Source organism: Pantoea sp. WMus005, from assembly GCF_013415305.1.
GTDB lineage: Bacteria > Pseudomonadota > Gammaproteobacteria > Enterobacterales > Enterobacteriaceae > Pantoea > Pantoea rara.
The window spans coordinates 439446-460099 of the sequence record NZ_JACBXU010000001.1 but is presented as its reverse complement, the minus strand read 5'-3'; the positions used below and the strand labels follow the sequence as shown (position 1 = coordinate 460099).

Below are 20654 nucleotides of genomic sequence, written 5' to 3'. Positions count from 1 at the left end.
TTATTTTAACTTTATCATTTTATTATAACTGTCTGGGGTTTAGTAATGGCTCCGCTATCATTGATAGTACTAAAAGTCAGCGTATTATTACTATCTGAAGGGGTATCTAACAGCATGGTGCCAATAGGTGGAACCATTACTCCAGCGATAGAACGTCCGCTGTGTTTAATCTCTGTCATCGTAATATAATAGGGTGTAGGGTTAGTGATTTCTATTTTTTTACCCAACCGTTTAAAGCTGAGTTCAGCGGGTGCTTTCTCTGGCTTTATTTTAAGGCCAGACGGGCGAATAAAGAGTTTAATTCGACTTGCTGCAGCAATACGAATAACACTTCTCCCGGAAGTGTCCTTGCTATCAATAGAAGGGATCGCTTTGGCCACGAAATAGTATAAAACCTCTCTGTCTCCCGCTATATCAGGTGCGGCAAGCATCAATCGCAGCGTATTCTCGTTTTTAGGGCCACTGAGATATAACGGAGGCGTAACAATAAAGTCTTTTGATTTTTTTCCGTTGGCATTTTCTATCCATGACTGGACCAGAAACGAATCCGTTGCAGAGGAATTTCGTAGAGAAATACTTTCCTGACGGGAGTTCTGAGGATAGATAATACGCGTGCCCTGTATTGAAACGCCACCTGCAGCCGAAACAGAAAAAGAAGCAAATAAAAAAGCCGTTATGAAAAAAAATGAAAACTTTCTGATTAAAACAAAAAATAGCACCTAGCAACCTCCAGAACGACATCACTGAAATTCTATCAAGCAAAAGCATTGTGTAATTATTTATAGAATCATAAATTAAGAGACTTATTCCGTAAAGGACATATCTATCAAAATAAAAAATTACGAGGTGCGGGATATATAGCTTTAAGTCAGAATTTAAACCTAAAAATAATTAATTTATTAGCATACAATATTATTGTTTATAAAAATAAGAAATATCAATATTCATTTGATATTTCTTTTATCGCTTTATTTTCGAATCAATATATCAAATAAGATAAGCTTTCATTGATTTAGTGTTAAACCAATGTGATAAATAATGAGGTTTACTACTCTATTCAAGAAAATTGTTCATAAAGTGTTTTTCCTCAAAAATATCAACCATGCTTTAACCCGCTTTATAAGCACTCTGTTATTACTCTTTATATTGTCATGAAATGATCTGAACGTTAAATGTGGTCCACGCCAGGGTTCTGACTCTGTTCAGAACCAGATTGTTCAGCTTTACCCTGCTGAGATCAGTCTCCGGGTCGTGTTACGCCTGAGTCCATGCAATAAGACGTAGCAGAAAAAACAGAGTCGTTAGTAATTAATAGACCATGCAACATTTCCTATGATCCTGATCAACGCCTATCGATGTAAAAAAAGGCTTAATGCCGCCGGCGTCAGAAAATACCTCTTTATAGGTACCCGTTATTGATGAATCTTACCGGTAATAATTTCCGCAGAATTGAGGCCGCCCCATAATAATTAACCTGCGCGCAGCATCATCGTAAAAAACACTTTATTTCATGGAGTTAAACGCTCCTGAAGCGGAACTTCATACTATTCAGGATGTATGATGCGATTTTTAGTGCTTATTCCCCACCGCCATCGATGGCAGGACATTATTATTGAACGTCAGGGTGCCGTCGCACCCAATGGCAGACATTACTTCTCCACCTATATTTCCGCCCATTGTCCGGGCTGCGGCGAAATCATTCATCGCGTCTATTACCGGGATATCAGCGATCAACAGGCGCGACGCTGGTTAGGTTAGCGTCCCGGCAACGCTCATTCCAGGCACCGTTACAGTTAACAGTTAGTTAGCAATTTGTTAGTCTGGTAACTAATCATCGTCTGATCAGACTCTCTCTATGCCGCGCCTGTTTGAAAGCTTAAGCCATCAAATTTATCTCTCAGCTCCGCTGTTTATCCTGATTCTGCTGGGATACTGCCTGACGCGCCTCGGAAAATGGCCTGCCAGCATCAGCGAAGGGATGAACCGCTTTGTGTTTAATGTCGCGCTACCCTGCATGCTGTTTCGGGTGATGAGCACCTTTTCGCAAAGTCCGCCGGTGGATGCGCGCCTGTTACTGGCCTTCTTTGGCAGTTGCCTGCTGGTGTTTATCGTGGGGAGAGTGCTGGCAACCAGAGTGTTTAATCTGGATGGCGTGGCGGCTTCGGTCTTTGCGCTGGGCGGCATCTTTTCCAATAACGTGATGCTGGGCATCCCGGTGGCAACGGTACTGCTCGGGCCGGAAGCCCTGCCCCCGGTGGCGCTGGTGCTGGTATTTAACAGCCTGATCCTCTGGACCTTACTGACCGTTTCGGTCGAGTGGGCAAAACAAGGCAGCTTCTCGCTGGAAGGTCTCTGGCGCACCCTGCTCGGCGTACTGAAGAATCCGCTGATCATTGGCATTCTCAGTGGAACAGCCTGGAGTTTTCTGCAACGTCCGTTGCCGGTGCTGGCCGCAGAACCGCTAAAAATGCTGGCCTCGCTGGCCGCGCCGCTGTCGCTGGTGACGCTGGGCATGAGCCTGGCGCACTATCGGGTGCGGGATGGCCTGAAAGAGAGCTATACCATTTGCCTGCTGAAGCTGGTGCTGCAACCAATGACGGTATGGGCTATCGCGTGGCTGACCGGTCTGCCGCCGCTGGAGAGTAAAGTGGTGGTGCTGCTGGGATCGATGGCGGTCGGGGTTAACGTCTATCTGATGTCGCAGAAGTTTAATGTCATTACCGGCCCGGCGGCGGCCAGCATGCTCTTTTCTACGGTACTGGCAGCGGTGACGACGCCAGTCTGGATGATGCTGATGACGCTGGCAGGCTATTAACAGGTTAAAAAAAAGCCCCTCAGCTCGGAGGCTGAAGGGCTATTGTCTGGCTGGTGAAAGTTATTCAGCCGAATGAGTACGAATCAGATAGTCAAAAGCACTCAGTGAGGCTTTAGCACCTTCGCCGCTGGCGATGATGATCTGCTTATACGGCACGGTGGTGCAGTCGCCCGCTGCGAACACGCCTTTCAGGCTGGTTTCGCATTTACCATCGATGATGATCTCACCCATTTTGTTGCGCTCAACGGCGCCTTCCAGCCATGGGGTATTTGGCAGCAGACCGATCTGAACGAAGATACCGGAGAGCGGCAGCTCATGGGTGGTCTGCGTGGTACGGTCGATATAGTGCAGGCCAGTCACTTTAGTGCCGTCGCCTTTCACTTCGGTGGTCTGCGCGTTCAGGATCACATCAACGTTCTTCAGGCTGCGCAGTTTATCCTGCAGCACCTGGTCGGCACGCATCTCACCGGCAAACTCCAGCAGCGTAACGTGTTCAACGATACCGGCCAGGTCAATGGCCGCTTCCACGCCGGAGTTACCGCCGCCGATCACTGCTGTGCGCTTGCCTTTAAACAGCGGGCCATCACAGTGCGGGCAGTAGGTGACGCCTTTGGTGCGATACTCTTCTTCACCCGGCACACCCATGTTACGCCAGCGTGCGCCAGTCGCCAGGATGATACTGCGTGATTTCAGCACTGCGCCGGAGGCGGTTTCGATGGCGTGCAGTCCGCCCTCTTTCGCAGCCGGGATTAATTTGATGGCACTCTGGCTTTCAATGACATCCACGTTGTAATCATCAACGTGTGCGCGCAGTGAACCCGCCAGTTTTGCGCCTTCGGTTTTTGGGACGGAGATATAGTTTTCAATATCCACCGTGTCCAGCACCTGGCCGCCAAAACGTTCGCCCATCAGACCAGTACGGATGCCCTTACGCGCTGAGTAGATGGCTGCCGCTGCGCCCGCCGGGCCGCTGCCGATAATCAGAACTTCATAGGCGTCACGCTTGTTCAGCTCTTCCGCTGCGCGTTTGTCCGCGTTGGTGTCTACTTTGCTGACGATTTCCGCCAGGCTCATGCGGCCCTGACCAAACTCTTTACCGTTGAGGTAAACCGCTGGCACACCCATCACGTTACGTTCCTGAATCTCGTTCTGGAACAAACCACCGTCGATAGCGGTGTGGCTGATGCGCGGGTTAACTACCGCCATCAGGTTCAGCGCCTGGACGACATCAGGACAGTTATGGCATGAAAGTGAATAGTAAGTTTCGAAATGGAAGTCACTGTCCAGCGCGGCAATCTGATCAAGCAGGCTCTGTGCTTCTTTCGACGGATGCCCACCAGTCTGTAACAGTGCCAGCACCAGTGAGGTAAATTCGTGACCCAGAGGTGAACCGGCGAAACGCGGGCCGCTGTTCGAACCTGGGTTGGTGATCAGAAATGAGGGCTTACGCACCTGACGATCGTTCTCTTCGCGGAAGCTGACTTTGTCAGACAAACCGGCGATATCAACCAACAGTTCACGGATCTCGGTTGATTTTGCACCCTCATCCAGGGTGGCAATCAACTCAACAGGTTTGGTTAATTTCTCAAGGTAGGCCTTGAGCTGAGTTTTCAAATTTGTGTCGAGCATAGTGATATCCTGGTCAAAAAATCGGGTGCCGCAGCACCCGATTGGAGAATGATCGAAAGAGCGAAACGGATTTAGATTTTGCCAACCAGGTCCAGAGACGGAGCCAGTGTTGCATCACCTTCTTTCCATTTAGCCGGGCACACTTCACCTGGGTGAGATGCCACGTACTGAGCCGCTTTCACTTTGCGCAGCAGGTCAGAGGCGTCACGGCCAATGCCTTCAGCAGTGATTTCGATTGCCTGGATAACGCCTTCCGGGTCAACGATGAACGTACCACGGTCAGCCAGACCTTCGTCTTCACGCATGATTTCGAAGTTACGGGTCAGCGCGCCAGTCGGGTCACCGATCATCGTGTATTTGATCTTCGCGATGGTATCTGAAGAACCGTGCCAGGCTTTGTGGGTAAAGTGGGTGTCGGTAGAAACGGAGTAGATATCTACGCCCAGTTTCTGGAACTCTTCGTAGTGGTCAGCCACGTCGCCCAGTTCGGTCGGGCAGACGAAAGTGAAGTCAGCTGGATAGAAGAAGAACACACTCCATTTACCTTCAACGTCTTTCTCGGTTACGTCGATGAATTCACCGTTTTTAAATGCTGCGTTTTTGAACGGCTTAATTTTGGTATTGATAATAGACATCTGGTGGCCTCCGTTAAAATATGTGATGCAGGTTACATAATTTTCGGGCCAACATCTAATACGCGGACGTTATCAATCTGATAAACGAAAGCTATCAAACGCTGAGAGCCTTATGCTCTCTGGCCCGGCAGGCAGTGTACAGCGATTTACGTGACATTTAACCCGCTTTATCTTTTCGCGCGTCTCTGCGAATCGCTGCTAGTTTTGTAAGACCGGATTAAAAGGGAGCTGACCTGTGAAGATTCGTCCGTTTACGGAAGCCGATCGTCCTTTCCTGCGTACGCTGTTTCTGGCGGCGCGACGACACAACTGGCGCTGGCTGGATGGCAGCGAGTGGCAGCTGGAAGATTTTGATGGGGTCATCCTCGGGGAAACCGTGCTGGTCGCGGAAGCTGATGGGCAGCGGGTCGGCTTTGCGGGCCTGCTGAAGAACGATAACTTCCTGCACAGCCTCTATGTCGATCCTGACTGGCAGGGTCGCGGCGTGGGCAGCGCGTTGCTGGAGGCGGCAGAAACGCACTTTACTTCAACCGGCGCGCTTAAGTGCCTGCAGAAGAACAAAGCGGCGCAGGCATTTTATCTGAAGCATGGCTGGAAGATGATCTCACAGGGCGAAGGCGAGCATGGCGGTTACGTGCTGATGCATTACCCGCTGGCCTCACAATACGCCAGCGGGTCGGGTCGGGCTTAAAGCGCGCGGAAGGCGATATCACCAGGGATAACATCGCCCTGCCAGTAAAGCTGGGCCGCGACGCGTCCGGCCAGCTGTCGATACAGCGCGGTAAATTCGCTATCGGGCCGGCGAATGACCGTTGGTTCCCCTTCATCCAGGTCTTCACGCAGGTCAATGTGCAGCGGCAACTGAGCCAGCAGTTGCGTATCATAATCCTCCACCAGTTTCTGCGCGCCGCCGGTGCCAAAAATGGGTTCGTGGAAGCCACACTGACTGCAGATATGCAGGCTCATGTTTTCCACCACGCCCAGCACTGGCACATTGACCTTTTCGAACATCACCAGGCCCTTGCGGGCATCAATCAGGGCGATGTCCTGCGGCGTGGTCACCACCAGCGCACCGGTCACCGGCACATTCTGCGCCAGCGTCAGCTGAATGTCGCCGGTACCGGGCGGCATATCCAGCACCAGATAATCCAGCTCCGGCCACAGCGTCTCATTCAGCAACTGCATTAGTGCTTTGCTGGCCATCGGCCCGCGCCACACCATCGCATTGTCATCCGTGACCAGATAACCGATGGAGTTAGTTGCCAGCCCGTGCGCCATGATCGGTGCCATATGGGTGCCATCCGGTGAGGTTGGCCGTTGATCCTGAGTGCCAAGCATGTTCGGCACAGACGGACCATAAATATCCGCGTCGAGAATGCCGACCCGCGCGCCCTCGGCTGCCAGCGCCAGCGCCATATTCACGGCGGTGCTGGATTTACCCACGCCGCCTTTGCCGGAGCTGACCGCAATAATGTTTTTAACGCCATTAACACCCGGCTGGTTTTTCACCCGCTTCAGGGTTGCGATATCGTGACTGAGTCGCCAGTCGATGGCGCGTGCGCCAGTCTGACGCAGCAGTTCGGCGCTGACCTGCTCTTTAAGGACGTCAAACCCGCTGGCCCACGCAAACGGCATCAGCAGTTCAACATGCAGCGTACCATCAAGCTGCGCCACGTGATGCAGCGCTTTCAGCGCGGTGAGATTCTGTTTAAGGGTCGGATGCTCAAAGCTTTTCAATGCGCCCGCTACGATGGCGCGCAGGCCCTCTGGCGTGTGCGGTTCCCGGGATTGTGCTGTCATCCCCTGCTCCTTATTTCGGCTGTGCTTACGCTGTGTTTCAGCGATGTAATGTCAATGATATCAGATGCTCGTGGATCTGCGGCGACTGGCGGGGTGAATCCCTTGTGTTTACGCAGGTGAAGCCTTCAGTTACCATCTAAGCCCGTTTTTTCAATCAACAGAAAGCTACGCAAACTATGACTCAAGTCGCTAAAAAAATTCTGGTAACGTGCGCACTGCCTTATGCGAACGGATCAATCCATCTCGGCCACATGCTCGAGCATATCCAGGCCGACATTTGGGTGCGTTATCAGCGAATGCGTGGCAATCAGGTTTATTTCATCTGTGCGGATGATGCGCACGGCACGCCTATCATGCTGAAAGCTCAGCAGTTGGGCATTGCGCCAGAGCAGATGATTGCAGAAATGAAAAGCGAACATGAAGCCGACTTTGCCGGTTTCAACGTCAGCTATGACAACTATCACTCGACGCACGGCGAAGAAAACCGTGAGCTGTCAGCGCTGATTTACGGCCGCCTGAAAGAGAACGGTTTTATTAAAAACCGCACTATTTCCCAGCTTTACGACCCGGAAAAAGGGATGTTCCTGCCGGACCGTTTTGTGAAAGGCACCTGCCCGAAATGTAAATCTGCCGATCAGTATGGCGATAACTGCGAAGTGTGTGGCGCGACCTACAGCCCGACCGAGCTGATTGAGCCGAAATCTGTGGTCTCTGGTGCGACACCCGTACTGCGCGACTCTGAGCACTTCTTCTTTGATTTGCCGTCCTTCAGCGCCATGCTGCAGACCTGGACCCGCTCCGGTGCGCTGCAGGATCAGGTGGCGAACAAAATGCAGGAGTGGTTTGAGTCGGGCCTGCAGCAGTGGGATATCTCCCGCGATGCCCCCTACTTCGGCTTTGAAATTCCGGACGCGCCAGGCAAATATTTTTACGTCTGGCTGGATGCGCCTATCGGCTACATGGGCTCATTCAGGAACCTGTGCGACAAGCGCGGCGACATCGACTTCGACGAATTCTGGCGTAAAGATTCCACGACCGAGCTGTATCACTTCATCGGGAAAGATATCGTCTATTTCCATAGCCTGTTCTGGCCAGCGATGCTGGAAGGCAGCAACTTCCGCAAGCCGAACAACCTGTTCGTGCACGGTTATGTCACCGTTAACGGTGCCAAGATGTCGAAGTCGCGCGGCACTTTTATTAAAGCGAGCACCTGGCTACAGCATCTGGATGCCGACAGCCTGCGTTACTACTACGCGGCGAAACTCTCTTCACGTATTGATGATATCGACCTGAATCTGGAAGATTTCGTCCAGCGTGTTAATGCCGACATCGTCAACAAAGTGGTTAACCTGGCGTCACGTAACGCGGGCTTCATCGCCAAACGCTTTGACGGCAAACTGGCGGCAGATCTGGCCGATCCGGCGCTCTATCAGACCTTCGTAGAGGCCTCTGAGAAGATTGGTGACGCCTGGGCAGCGCGCGAATACAGCCGTGCTATCCGTGAAATCATGGCGCTGGCCGACCTGGCGAACCGTTATGTGGATGAGCAGGCTCCGTGGGTGGTGGCGAAGCAGGAAGGCCGTGATGCCGATCTGCAGGCGATCTGCTCAATGGGTATTAACCTGTTCCGCATTCTGATGACCTGGCTGAAGCCGGTGCTGCCGTCTCTGAGCGCACGTGCAGAAGGCTTCCTGAACTGTGAACTGAGCTGGGATGCCATTGCGCAGCCGCTGCTGGATCATCAGGTTGCGCCGTTCAAAGCGCTGTACAGCCGCATTGAAATGGCGAAGGTTGAGGGACTGATCGAGGCCTCGAAAGAGGATGCTGCCGCAGCGAGTGCACCAGCCGTAACCGGTCCGCTGGCCGATGCGCCGGTCGGTGAGACCATCACCATCGACGATTTCGCCAAAGTTGATATGCGCGTCGCGCTGATCGAGCAGGCGGAACTGGTTGAAGGTTCAGACAAGCTGCTGCGTCTGCAGCTCGACCTGGGCGGTGAAAAGCGTCAGATCTTCTCGGGCATCCGCGCCGCCTATCCTGACCCCTCCGTGCTGGTCGGTAAAATGACCATCATCGTGGCCAACCTGGCCCCGCGCAAAATGCGCTTCGGTATCTCCGAAGGTATGGTGTTGTCAGCGGGTCCGGGCGGAAAAGATCTGTTTGTGCTGTCCGTCGACAGCGGTGCTGTGCCGGGTATGCCGGTTAAGTAACCGCTGCACCCGGCGGCTGAAACAGCTTAGCGCAGTGCCGTTCTGAAGCCCTTCGCGCCTTTTCTCTGGCGCGAAGGATTACCTTTCCCTCCTCAGCCTCACCTCAGTCCAGCTTCGTTTACTGACACGCTGCGCGTGGTCCTGCCACATCATCCCATAAATGTGATCGCTAGCACGCTAAGGGGTTAATGCGTATGATGAAGCTCAGTGAAAACAGGAGCCTGCCATGCTCACCGTGCTGTCTGTCTGCGGACGTTATCTTCGCGCCTTTATCATCATTTATCTCTGCTTATACGCCGGTGTCGGCATCGCTTCGCTGCTGCCCATTAAACTGCCCGGCAGCATCCTTGGGATGCTCATTCTGTTCGCTCTGCTCGCCTCGCAGATCCTGCCGGTCAGTTGGGTGAAACCGGGCTGCCATCTGCTGATTCGCTATATGGCGCTGCTGTTTGTGCCAATAAGCGTCGGGGTAATGAGCTACACCGATATTCTGACCGCGCAGTTTGGCCCCATCGTCGTCTCCTGTGTCGTCAGCACCCTGCTGGTCCTCTCCATTGTTGGCGTAAGCGCCCACCAGCTTCACAGCCGCCGTGCGGCCGGAGAGTCAGCCGATGAGTGAAATGTGGTGGTCACTGCCACTGACGCTGGTGGCCTTTTTTCTGGCGCGCAAGCTGGCGATACGGCTCAAAATCTCGCTGCTTAATCCGCTGCTGGTGGCGATGGCGATCATTATCCCAATCCTGCTGCTGTTGCAGTTGCCCTACTCGCGCTATTTCGCGGGCAGTGAGATTCTCAATCAGCTACTGCAACCGGCCGTGGTCGCCCTGGCACTGCCGCTGTATGAGCAGATGCATCAGATCCGCGCCCGCTGGAAGTCGATTATTGGCGTCTGCTTTATCGGCAGCCTGACCGCCATGACGTCAGGTACCGCGATTGCCCTGTGGATGGGTGCCACGCCTGAAATTGCCGCGACTATCGTGCCTAAATCCGTTACCACGCCCATTGCGATGGCCGTTTCCGGTTCGCTGCACGGCATTCCCGCCATCAGCGCCATCTGCGTGCTGATTGCCGGGGTTCTGGGTGCGGTATTCGGCCACACGGTGCTGAACCTGCTGGGCGTAAAATCTAAAGCGGCGCGCGGACTGGCGATTGGTAATGCGTCACATGCCCTCGGCACGGCGCGCGCTGCCGAACTCGATTATCAGGAAGGCGCTTTCAGCTCACTGGCGCTGGTGATCTGCGGCATCATCACCTCACTGCTGGCGCCGTTTATTTTTCCGCTAATGATGCACTGGTTTGGCTGAAAGTTTGCGAGAGATCTCGCAAAGTTGAAACATGCAACACAGGTTACATTGTCAGAGCGATGTGGATCACATATAAACCGGTGACTGGCACATCGCCCTGCTGAATTTAATGAGGCTCACATGCAATCCCGTTTCCTCTCCGCTTTTGAGGCATTGCCGTCAACGCTGCAAACTGCACTTGCTCCCCTGCTGAACGATCCTGGCTTCCATGCGGTGCTGAGCGCAGACCAGGTCGCCTCACTGCAACAACAGACCCAAATGGATGCCGATGCGCTGGCGCTGGCACTGCTGCCTCTGGCGGCGTCGTGTGCCGTTGCTACCGTATCGCATTTTAACGTCGGGGCGATTGCCCGTGGCGTCAGCGGTAACTGGTACTTCGGCGCTAATATGGAATTTGTCGGCACGCCGATGCAGCAGACGGTTCACGCTGAGCAGAGCGCCATTACCCATGCGTGGCTGCGTGGCGAACGCCAGCTTGAGACTATCACCGTTAACTACACGCCATGCGGTCACTGCCGTCAGTTTATGAACGAGCTGAACAGCGGCACCCGCATTCGTATCAGCCTGCCACAACGTGCGATCAGCACCCTGGCCGATTATCTGCCGGATGCCTTTGGCCCCCGCGATCTCGGCATCACCACTTTCCTGATGGACAAGGTCGATCACGGTTATGTGGCCGAGGGCGATGAACTGGTACAAGCCGCCGTTGCCGCCGCCAATGCCAGCCACGCACCCTATAGCCAGTCCCACGCCGGTGTCGCACTGCTGACCACGGATGGAGAGATTGTCGCCGGTCGCTATGCGGAAAACGCGGCGTTTAACCCGAGCTTCCCGCCTTTGCAGGCGGCGCTGGTCCTGCTGAACATGCAGGGCGGCGATGCCCGGCAGATAAAAAAAGCGGTATTAGCGGAAGTGGAAAATGCCACATTAAGCCAGTTCGCCGCCACGCAGGCGACGCTTGCGACATTTGGTTGCGGTGAGCTGCTGCAGGTAACGCTGTACAAAGCATAACCCGCTGTCAGAGAGGCCACAGTTTTGTGAGCTTTTATGAACAAACGCTGTACTTCTGTGGGAAATTTCATAGGATCTGGCGCCAGAATTCACGTCATCACAAATTACTCTGAATAATTCAGGTTGCAGGATGGCAGCACGGTCGTGAATGTTTCCGCAGCTGTTACCCTGCCGCTGCCGGGCCTGCAGTCTGAGCTATAACGGGTAAGAAAACTGGCGCTACCTTTCCGGCGTGACGCCAGACAACACTGCAACCGGAGCATCACTGCATGGAACTCGACTACGAAAGTAAACGCCCGCTGTATATCCCTTATGCTGGCCCGATTTTGCTGGAATTTCCCCTGCTGAACAAAGGCAGCGCCTTTAGCATCGAAGAACGTAACGAATTCAACCTCAACGGTCTGCTGCCAGAAGCGGTGGAATCGATCGAAGAGCAGGCGCAGCGTGCCTGGCGTCAGTTTCAGGACTTCAAAAACAATAACGATAAGCATGTCTACCTGCGCAACATTCAGGACACCAACGAAACGCTGTTCTACCGCCTGCTGGATAACCATCTCGAAGAGATGATGCCAATTATCTACACCCCGACCGTCGGCGCAGCCTGCGAACACTTCTCTGAAATTTACCGTCGTGCACGTGGCGTCTTCATCTCCTACCCTAACCGCGCTCACATCGAAGATATGCTGCAAAACGCCACCAAGCAGAATGTGAAAGTGATAGTGGTAACCGATGGCGAGCGTATCCTGGGTCTGGGTGATCAGGGCATCGGTGGCATGGGCATCCCGATCGGTAAGCTTTCACTTTATACCGCCTGTGGCGGCATCAGCCCGGCTTATACGCTGCCAGTCGTGCTGGATGTTGGTACTAATAACCAGCAGTTGCTGAACGACCCGCTCTACATGGGCTGGCGTCATCCGCGCATTACCGGCGAAGAGTATGATGAGTTCGTGAACGAATTTATTCAGGCTGTTAAGCGCCGCTGGCCGAAAGTGCTGTTGCAGTTCGAAGATTTCGCCCAGAAGAATGCCATGCCGCTGCTGAACCGCTATCGCGATGAAGTCTGCTGCTTTAACGATGATATTCAGGGTACCGCTGCCGTAACCGTGGGTACGCTGATTGCCGCCAGCCGTGCGGCCGGAAGCCGACTGTGCGAGCAGAGAGTCGTGTTCCTGGGTGCCGGTTCTGCGGGGTGTGGTATCGCTGAACAAATCATCGCGCAGATGAAATCAGAAGGTCTGAGTGATGATGAAGCCCGTGGCCGGGTGATGATGGTGGATCGCTTTGGTCTGCTGACGGACAAGCTGCCTAACCTGCTCGATTTCCAGAGCAAGCTGGTGCAGAAAAGCGAAAATCTGCAGCAGTGGGATATCAACAATGATTCCATTTCGCTGCTGGACGTCGTGCGCAATGCGAAGCCCGATATTCTGATTGGTGTTTCTGGCCAGCCGGGTCTGTTCACCGAAGAAATTATCCGCGAGATGCACAAGCACTGTAAACGCCCTATCGTGATGCCACTGTCGAACCCGACATCACGTGTGGAAGCGACGCCGGCTGATATCATTGCCTGGACTGACGGAGCCGCGCTGGTCGCAACCGGTAGCCCATTCTCACCGGTGAGCTGGAACGGTAAAACCTATCCGATTGCACAGTGTAATAACTCCTACATCTTCCCGGGCATTGGTCTGGGTGTGATTGCATCGGGTGCCAGCCGCGTTACCGATACCATGCTGATGACGGCCAGCCGCGCGCTCGCTGACTGCTCACCGCTGGTGAATGAAGGCGAAGGCCCGGTGCTGCCTGAGATCAAAGATATTCAGGGCGTGTCGAAAATCATCGCGATGGAAGTGGGTAAAGCCGCTCAGCTGGCGGGTGTCGCCGTAGTGACCTCAGAAGATGTGTTGTCACAGGCTATCGCCAATAACTTCTGGCTACCGCAGTATCGTCACTATCGTCGTACCTCGATTTAATCGTCAGACTGCCGGATCCCTTTGATCCGGCAGTGTTCAAAAAGAGCACAGCCAGCCGGCAGTAGCTTGCTTCGCTGCGACAGCTCAAGTAGCCTTGTCCCATCTCAACATTCTGACATCGAGTTTCCAGGCGCATGCTGAAACGCGTTCTCATTGGTCTGCTTTTCATCATCTTACTGATGATGGCAACCGCGCTCGGCCTTGATCGCTGGATCAGCTGGAAAACTGCGCCTTTTATCTACGAAAATGTCGCTTCTTTGCCCCATCGTCAGGTCGGTGTGGTGCTGGGTACGGCTAAATATTATCGTACTGGCGTCATCAATCAGTATTACCTCTATCGTATGCAGGGCGCACTGAATGCCTACAACAGCGGAAAGGTGAACTATCTGCTGCTGAGCGGTGATAATGCCCAACAGAGCTATAACGAACCGATGACCATGCGCCGCGACCTGATCAAAGCGGGCGTCGATCCGGCCGATATCGTGCTGGATTATGCCGGGTTCCGCACGCTAGATTCGATTGTGCGCACCCGCAAAGTGTTTGATACCAATGATTTCATTATTATCACCCAGCGTTTTCATTGTGAGCGCGCGCTGTTTATCGCCTTACAGCTGGGTATTCAGGCGCAGTGTTATGCCGTGCCCTCCCCGAAAAACATGCTTAGCGTGCGTTTCCGCGAAGTGGGTGCCCGACTGGGCGCGCTGGCGGACCTTTTCCTGCTTAAGCGCGAACCCCGTTTCTTAGGGCCGCTGGTGCCGATTCCTGCCGTACATGATGTTCCTGAAGATGCGCAGAGTTACCCTGCTGTGACGCCAGAGCAGTTGCTGGAGCTGGAACAGAAGCTGCGGAAATAACTCATTGATAGTGCCTGATTAGGCCTTAGCGTCATTTCAATCTGACCGTGCTCCCTTCGCGACTTTAATCTCATAGCAACACCCCTGGCACTCGCCCATAAAAAAAGCGACCCGAAGGTCGCTTCCTGAGCGTTGAATCAGACTTACTTCTTACGTGAATATTTCAGTGAATCCAGCGCAACGGCGAAGATGATGATGCCGCCCTTAATGATGTACTGCCAGTAAGGGTTGACGCCGATATAGGTCAGACCGTAGTTGATAACGGTGAAGATTAATACACCGGTCACAACACCTGCCACACTACCCACACCCCCGGCGAAGGAGACGCCGCCGACCACACAGGCCGCAATAGCATCCAGCTCATACATAAAGCCAAGGTTGTTGGTCGCCGAACCGATACGACCCGCTTCCAGCATCCCGCCGAAGGCATAGAACACACCTGACAACGCATAGATCAGGATCAGGTTCAGGTTCACATTGACGCCAGACACTTTCGCCGCTTCCGGGTTACCACCGATAGCAAAAATGTTTTTGCCGAAGCGGGTTTTGTTCCACAGCACCCAGACGAAAATGATGGCAATCACAGCGTAGAACGTGATGAACGAAAGTTTGAAATCACCAAAGCGTAAGAAGCCCTGAGTAAATTTCGAGAACCCTGCATCAAAACCGGCAATCGGTGATGCACCAACAAAGTCATAATAAAGTGAGTTGATACCGTAAACGATAATCATGGTGCCCAGCGTGGTGATAAATGGCGTTACCTTCAGGTAAGCAATAATCACACCGTTGACCAGACCAATCACACCGCCGATGATGCACACGGTCAGAATAACCAGTGGAATCGGCACCGTATCCAGCGTCGGGAAGACTTTGTTCGCGTTATCCATCGCCTGCAGCAGCGTTGCAGCTACTACAGCGGCCAGACCAACCTGACGTCCGGCTGACAGGTCTGTACCCTGGGTCACAATCAGACCCGCCACACCCAGTGCAATAATAATGCGCACCGAAGATTGGGTCAGAATATTACTCAGGTTCATTAAACTTAAGAATGATGGGTCCTGGAAAATAATAATAGCCAGCAATACCAGCAGGACGACATAAATGCCGCCCTCTTTTAACCAGGTTAGCGCATTCTTTTTTGTAGTCGCTTTCATGTTAACAGCCCTTGCTTCATTAAAGGTGTAATGACGCTAAACGCAATATTTCGTTCTGCGTGGTCGTTTTGGTATCAACTATGCCTGCTACCAGTCCATTACTCATTACCAGAATACGATCGGTAATGCCTAACAGCTCCGGCATTTCAGATGAGATAATAATGATGCCCTTTTCTTTTTTCGCCAGCTCAGCAATCAGCTGGTAAATTTCGAATTTTGCACCAACGTCAATACCGCGTGTTGGTTCATCAAGCATCAGGATTTCAGGCTGGGTCAATAACCAGCGGCCAATAATCACTTTTTGCTGGTTACCACCCGAAAGCGAACCAATTTGAGTATGGTGGCCTGGTGTTTTAACCCGCATTGAATCGATCACCCATTGGGTATCACTCTTCATGCGTTTATTATCCAGCAGTCCCATACTGTTTTTATATTTTTTGATATTGGAAATAAGCGAGTTAAAACCAATGTCGAGGAACGCATAAATACCGGTAGAGCGGCGCTCTTCCGTTACCAGCGCAAAGCCGTGGTTAATGGCTTCGTTGGCGCTGTGATTATTAATCGGTTTACCATGCAGTTTAATGGTGCCGCCCGATTTTTCGCGAATGCCAAACAGCGTTTCGACGATATCGGTACGTTTGGCACCCACCAGCCCGGCAATGCCGAGTATCTCCCCTTTACGCAAATCAAATGAGATGTCGCGAATGGATGGCTGACGCAGAGACGTCAGATTACGCACCTCAAGAATCGTCTCACCTGGCACGTTAGTGCGGTCAGGGAAACGCTGGTTCAGTGAACGGCCGACCATCATCGAGATGATCTTATCCATATCCAGCCCTTGCAGCGACTGAGATGTAATCCACTGACCATCACGCAGAATCGTGATCTCATCACACAGCTGGAAAATCTCTTCCATCTTGTGCGAAATATAAACGATGCCACAGCCGCGATCTTTCAGCTTACGAATAATCGTGAACAGGTGATTAACCTCTTTCTCGGTTAACGAGGAGGTCGGTTCATCCATAATCACAATTTTCGCGTCGTAAGAGAACGCTTTGGCAATTTCAATCATCTGCATCTGTGATACAGAAAGATTGGCAACTTTGTCACGCGGATCGATATCGATATCCAGCTCGTCAAAAATCGCTTTAGTGTCCTGATACATTTTATTCTGATCGACAAAGAAGCCTTTGCGTGGATAACGCCCCAGCCACATGTTGTCCATCACGGTACGCTGCAGAACCAGGTTTAATTCCTGGTGCACCATCGACACGCCATTTTCCAGCGCCTCTTTGGAGCTTTTATAGTCGATCTCGTTACCCTGAAACAGGATACTGCCGGTATCTTTTTTATAAATACCAAACAGGCATTTTAATAAGGTGGATTTCCCGGCACCGTTCTCGCCCATTAATGCATGAACAGAGTGAGGCCGCACTTTCAAATTAACATTATCTAACGCTTTAACGCCGGGAAATGATTTTGAGACATTCGTCATTTCCAGCAAATATTCTCGCTGCGCGGTCGTGTTATCACTGGCCATATTTTACCTGGCTAAAAAACGGTGGTGACATAAAAAAGGCGCGACAGCAGCCGCGCCCGTAATCGATCTTATTTCACGAACTGAGACAGATTTTCTTTATCGACGGGTACGTAAGGAACACGGACGATTTTATCAACCATCTTGAAGTTCGTTCCGTCGGTAGCCGCTTTGCCGTTCGCCAGATTGTTGGCAATATCCAGTGTCGCTTTCGCCTGGTTTTCTGCATCGTTCAGCACGGTACCCGCCAGCGCACCGGATTTCACCAGCGCCAGGGCTTCTGGCAGTGCATCGACGCCGAAGACCGGGATTGAAGTCATGTTGTGCGATTTCAGCGCTTCAACTGCACCCATCGCCATCGCATCGTTGTTCGCGATGACGACTTCGATTTTCTTAGCATTCGGGCCTGACAGCCACGCATCCATCTTATCTTTAGCCTGCGCGGTATCCCACATTGCCGTATCCATCGCTAACTGCTGGGTTTTCAGGCCATCTTTGTTCAGCGTGTCGATCACATATTTGGTACGGGCTTCTGCATCAGGATGGCCCGGCTCGCCTTTCAGCAGCACGAACTGAATCACGCCATCTTTGTTCAGATCCCAGGCTGGCGTCGATTTCCAGTGTTTCTCGATCAGCTGACCCTGAATGATGCCAGACTCTTTAGAGTCGGTACCCACGTAATACGCTTTGTCATAACCGGCCAGGACCTTGGCGTTCGGTTCTTTGTTGAAGAAGACAACCGGTACTTCATTGGCACGCGCTTTGTCTACCACTACTGCAGCCGCCGCCGGGTCAACCAGGTTAATCGCCAGCGCTTTAACGCCTTTTGCCATCAGCACATCAATCTGATCGTTCTGTTTGGACTGGTCGTTCTGTGAATCATTCATCAGCAACTGCACGCCACCGATCGCTTTCGCTTCTTTCTCGATGTCTTTGCGCACCATTGACATGAAGTTGTCATCATATTTGTAAATGGTCACGCCGATACGGGTGTCAGCTGCGTGAGCGGTTGCACCAAACATCATGCTGGCAACCAGTGCTGTAAGCGTGAAAACCTTCTTATTCATGGTATCTCCGGTTTTATTATGCAGGGTCTTTTTAGCGCTACCGCGCCATAGAGGCGGCAGAGCAATCGGTAAAACAGATCGGCGCGTTGGCTAACGTAATGAGGAGGTTAAGCCATTCGACACCGTCTAAAACCTGACTTCCCTGTGCCAGAATGCTTCCTTAAAGAGGGGGTGAACCCTTTAACCGGCTACTGAGACCACAACTGATGCCGTTACACTGGCGTTACATAATGTTTCAGTCCGGTAAGACGCTGCCATCATAGTGAGAGCAATGTTAATTAACTGTGAATGTAATCACAGATTGAAAACGGTTACATGCCTGAATCGCCTAAATTAGTGACGGACTCCACATTTTGCCGCTGCGCCACCGAATGACGCCGCACCAGGGTGGGCATAAAGATGTGTGTTGCGGTGTCGTCCAGCAGTCCGGCCGCGCCCTGCAAAGCCAGTTCAGTCGCAATTTTTGCCATTGAAACAATGGGATAGCGAACGGTAGTTAACTGCGGGTCGGTGTAACGGGAAATGGGGATGTCATCAAAGCCAATGACAGAAAAATGCTGTGGTACCTGAATACCGTTGTCTTTCAGCGCAGTGAGTGCGCCCGCCGCCATGCCGTCGTTGTAGGCAAACACCGCAGTGAGGTTAAGATTGCGCCCCAGCAACTCTACCATCGCCGCTTCGCCGCCCTGCATGTCAGGCTCTGCGCTGGCTATCCAGCTCTCCTGCGGCCGGATACCCTGCTCTGCCATTGCCTGTATCCACCCTTCACGGCGCTGCGCGACATCCTCGATGGGATGACTGGAGCAGAGATAACCAATGCGGCTATGTCCCTGTTGTAACAACGTTCTTGAAGCCATCAGTGCGCCAGTGACATTATCCAGACTGACGCTGCGGTGTTCGAATCCAGGGACGATGCGGTTAATCACCACCATGCCGGGAACGTGCTGCATAAAGTCCGCCAGTTCAGCGTCCGGCAGCGTTTTCGCGTGCACTACCAGAGCGCTGCAGCGCTGACGGATCAGGACTTCAATAGCATGACGCTCTTTCTCTTCCTGATGCCAGGAGTTGCTGATTAACACATGCTTGTGCACGCGCTGCGCCACGGTATCCACCGCCTTAACCAGTGCTCCGAAGAAGGGATCGGAGACATCCATCACCACTACCCCGATCGTGTCGCTGACCTGTGTCGCCAGCGCCTGGGCGTTGGCATTAGGGCGATAGCCCAGCGCCTCCACCGCCTGTAACACAGCGTCACGGGTATCAGAGGTCACGGCGTTGCTCTGGTTAAGGACGCGCGACACGGTCGCCACTGACACGCCAGCCTGACGGGCAACATCACGAATAGTTATCATGCAGCAGTTCCAGAAAGGAAAAATAGGGCATCACGCCGGGTTATATACCGGCGCTATTCTGTCAGGGGCAGGAGGCATACAGCGTGAATTGCGTCACATCAATGAAAACGGTTACATACAATTATGTAACCTTTGTGATGGCGGTCATTATCCTGTGTTGTCCGTGAGGCGTGATTTACTGGCTGAGAGCAGCGTAAACCGCCGCCACAGCCATTCCAGTGGACCCTGTGCGAAGAAATGTAACCAGATGAGTGAAAACAGGATATTGATAAGCCATACCGCAGGCACCATCATCACCAGTTCCAGCCGGGTGAAGTGCATATAGAAGCCAAAGCGGTAAAACAGCGTGGTGCAAATCAGCGACTGCAGCAGGTAGTTGGTCAGCGCCATGCGGCCCACACACTGGATGGCGTAGCTGATGCGCCAGCGTGCAATCTTCGGCCAGTAAGCCAGACAGAGCGCGGCATAGCCCAGACTGATCAGCGGACTGGCGAGGTCGCGTGGGGCCTGAAGGTAAAAAGCGGTCCAGCGGAACGCCCAGTGTAACAGCCATTGCGCTGCCACACCGGCCACCGCAATGCAGAATCCCATCGTCAGTAGCAGCGCCGCCGCCTGACGGTAATGCTGTGCAGGAAACTCGCCCGTCAGCCAGCCGCTGCGCAGCAGTGCGCCACCCATCATCATCAGACCCGCCAGCTGCCAGCCATACTGTGCCGCCAGCGCCATCAGCCCTGACGAGAGATGGTCCAGCCGGTTCTGTATCGCCTCCCAGCCGCCGGTGAGTTTCCAGTACTGTTCATATTGCAGATCGGCTGCGCCCGGCAGCCAGGAATGAGTCGGTTCAGGAGCGGAGATCGACCCAAACACCAGCAGCACGCCGCAACCCACCAGGTAGAGCAGAATACCGGTATTCATCAGGCTGCGGGTGGAGGGGACATCGCGCAGCACCCGCCAGACCACCAGTCCGATGATGCCGTAATCCAGCAGGATATCGCCTTCCCAGAGAAAAATACCGTGCACAAAACCGATGAGGACCAGAATGGAAAGTCGGGCTGTGAGCCAGCGGCTACCGCGCGGCAGCTGCATTTGCAGACCCGCGCCAAACAACAGTGCAAACAGAGTGAGGAATTTGAGCTGAGCGAAAGTGTCAGAGAGCGCCCATGTCCAGGTATCGGAGAGACTGACGCTGCCCTGCCACGCCGGATTCAGGTAGGCAGCAGAAGGCAGGCCGAAGCCGACAATATTGAGCAGCAGAATGCCGAGAATGGCACAGCCACGAATGAAATCCAGTGCGTGATAGCGTTGCATGCGGCACCCTG

General features: G+C 53.0%; 18 protein-coding genes. 9 read left to right on the top strand and 9 right to left on the bottom strand.

Features of this window, described 5'->3' with window-relative positions:
• Window positions 1-14 precede the first annotated feature (14 nt).
• Window positions 15-719 carry a fimbria/pilus periplasmic chaperone gene (locus HZZ01_RS21160; protein ID WP_179895285.1) on the bottom strand — a complete coding sequence of 235 codons (705 nt, stop codon included), beginning with the start codon at window positions 717-719 and terminating at the stop codon, window positions 15-17.
• 841 nt (window positions 720-1560) lie between these two features.
• On the opposite strand from HZZ01_RS21160, the gene HZZ01_RS02025 reads away from it, so the two are divergent.
• Together HZZ01_RS02025 and HZZ01_RS02020 are read left to right on the top strand one after the other, a co-directional pair.
• Window positions 1561-1758, top strand: coding sequence for a hypothetical protein (locus HZZ01_RS02025; RefSeq protein WP_179897020.1), 198 nt, complete (start codon window positions 1561-1563; stop codon window positions 1756-1758).
• Window positions 1759-1855: 97 nt separating this feature from the next.
• Window positions 1856-2815, top strand: coding sequence for an AEC family transporter (locus tag HZZ01_RS02020; protein ID WP_179895284.1), 960 nt, complete (start codon window positions 1856-1858; stop codon window positions 2813-2815).
• 60 nt (window positions 2816-2875) lie between these two features.
• Here HZZ01_RS02020 and ahpF read toward each other — a convergent pair whose 3' ends face one another.
• The gene (gene ahpF / locus HZZ01_RS02015; protein WP_179895283.1) at window positions 2876-4444 is read right to left on the bottom strand and encodes an alkyl hydroperoxide reductase subunit F; all 1569 of its coding nucleotides are present in this window, start codon (window positions 4442-4444) and stop codon (window positions 2876-2878) included.
• A gap of 71 nt (window positions 4445-4515) precedes the next feature.
• A complete protein-coding gene (ahpC, locus tag HZZ01_RS02010; protein WP_090959470.1) occupies window positions 4516-5079 on the bottom strand; it encodes an alkyl hydroperoxide reductase subunit C in 564 nt (187 codons plus the stop codon).
• Window positions 5080-5314: 235 nt separating this feature from the next.
• Here ahpC and HZZ01_RS02005 point away from each other — a divergent pair, with 235 nt between their 5' ends.
• Window positions 5315-5770, top strand: a complete 456-nt coding sequence (locus tag HZZ01_RS02005; RefSeq protein ID WP_179895282.1) for a GNAT family N-acetyltransferase — start codon at window positions 5315-5317, stop codon at window positions 5768-5770.
• Here the strand turns inward: HZZ01_RS02005 and apbC are convergent.
• Complete coding sequence (gene apbC / locus HZZ01_RS02000; protein ID WP_179895281.1) at window positions 5767-6879, bottom strand: iron-sulfur cluster carrier protein ApbC; 1113 nt, start codon at window positions 6877-6879, stop codon at window positions 5767-5769. The two genes, HZZ01_RS02005 and apbC, sit on opposite strands and share 4 nt — an antisense overlap.
• A gap of 176 nt (window positions 6880-7055) precedes the next feature.
• Here apbC and metG point away from each other — a divergent pair, with 176 nt between their 5' ends.
• The 6 genes from metG (at window position 7056) to sanA (ending at window position 14225) form a co-directional block, all read left to right on the top strand.
• Complete coding sequence (gene metG, locus HZZ01_RS01995) at window positions 7056-9089, top strand: methionine--tRNA ligase (RefSeq protein WP_179895280.1); 2034 nt, start codon at window positions 7056-7058, stop codon at window positions 9087-9089.
• 226 nt (window positions 9090-9315) lie between these two features.
• Complete coding sequence (locus HZZ01_RS01990) at window positions 9316-9708, top strand: CidA/LrgA family protein (protein ID WP_179895279.1); 393 nt, start codon at window positions 9316-9318, stop codon at window positions 9706-9708.
• Window positions 9701-10393 carry a CidB/LrgB family autolysis modulator gene (locus HZZ01_RS01985; RefSeq protein ID WP_179895278.1) on the top strand — a complete coding sequence of 231 codons (693 nt, stop codon included), beginning with the start codon at window positions 9701-9703 and terminating at the stop codon, window positions 10391-10393. Before HZZ01_RS01990 ends, HZZ01_RS01985 begins: the two co-directional genes overlap by 8 nt.
• 120 nt (window positions 10394-10513) lie before the next feature.
• Window positions 10514-11404: a cytidine deaminase gene (gene cdd, locus HZZ01_RS01980; protein ID WP_179895277.1), complete on the top strand. Its 891-nt coding sequence runs from the start codon at window positions 10514-10516 to the stop codon at window positions 11402-11404.
• Window positions 11405-11673: 269 nt separating this feature from the next.
• Entirely contained in the window at window positions 11674-13371 is a 1698-nt protein-coding gene (locus HZZ01_RS01975) for an NAD-dependent malic enzyme (RefSeq protein WP_179895276.1), read from the top strand.
• Window positions 13372-13505: 134 nt separating this feature from the next.
• Window positions 13506-14225: an outer membrane permeability protein SanA gene (sanA, locus tag HZZ01_RS01970; RefSeq protein WP_179895275.1), complete on the top strand. Its 720-nt coding sequence runs from the start codon at window positions 13506-13508 to the stop codon at window positions 14223-14225.
• A gap of 143 nt (window positions 14226-14368) precedes the next feature.
• On the opposite strand, the gene mglC is transcribed toward sanA, so the two are convergent.
• The 5 genes from mglC to yeiB all read right to left on the bottom strand — a co-directional run bounded on the left by mglC (window position 14369) and on the right by yeiB (window position 20643).
• Entirely contained in the window at window positions 14369-15379 is a 1011-nt protein-coding gene (mglC, locus tag HZZ01_RS01965) for a galactose/methyl galactoside ABC transporter permease MglC (protein ID WP_090959445.1), read from the bottom strand.
• A gap of 19 nt (window positions 15380-15398) precedes the next feature.
• Window positions 15399-16919: a galactose/methyl galactoside ABC transporter ATP-binding protein MglA gene (gene mglA / locus HZZ01_RS01960; protein WP_179895274.1), complete on the bottom strand. Its 1521-nt coding sequence runs from the start codon at window positions 16917-16919 to the stop codon at window positions 15399-15401.
• 68 nt (window positions 16920-16987) lie between these two features.
• Window positions 16988-17983, bottom strand: coding sequence for a galactose/glucose ABC transporter substrate-binding protein MglB (gene mglB, locus HZZ01_RS01955; protein WP_179895273.1), 996 nt, complete (start codon window positions 17981-17983; stop codon window positions 16988-16990).
• Between the two features lie 311 nt (window positions 17984-18294).
• Window positions 18295-19335: an HTH-type transcriptional regulator GalS gene (gene galS, locus HZZ01_RS01950; RefSeq protein WP_179895272.1), complete on the bottom strand. Its 1041-nt coding sequence runs from the start codon at window positions 19333-19335 to the stop codon at window positions 18295-18297.
• A gap of 147 nt (window positions 19336-19482) precedes the next feature.
• Complete coding sequence (gene yeiB, locus HZZ01_RS01945; RefSeq protein ID WP_179895271.1) at window positions 19483-20643, bottom strand: DUF418 domain-containing protein YeiB; 1161 nt, start codon at window positions 20641-20643, stop codon at window positions 19483-19485.
• Window positions 20644-20654 lie beyond the last annotated feature (11 nt).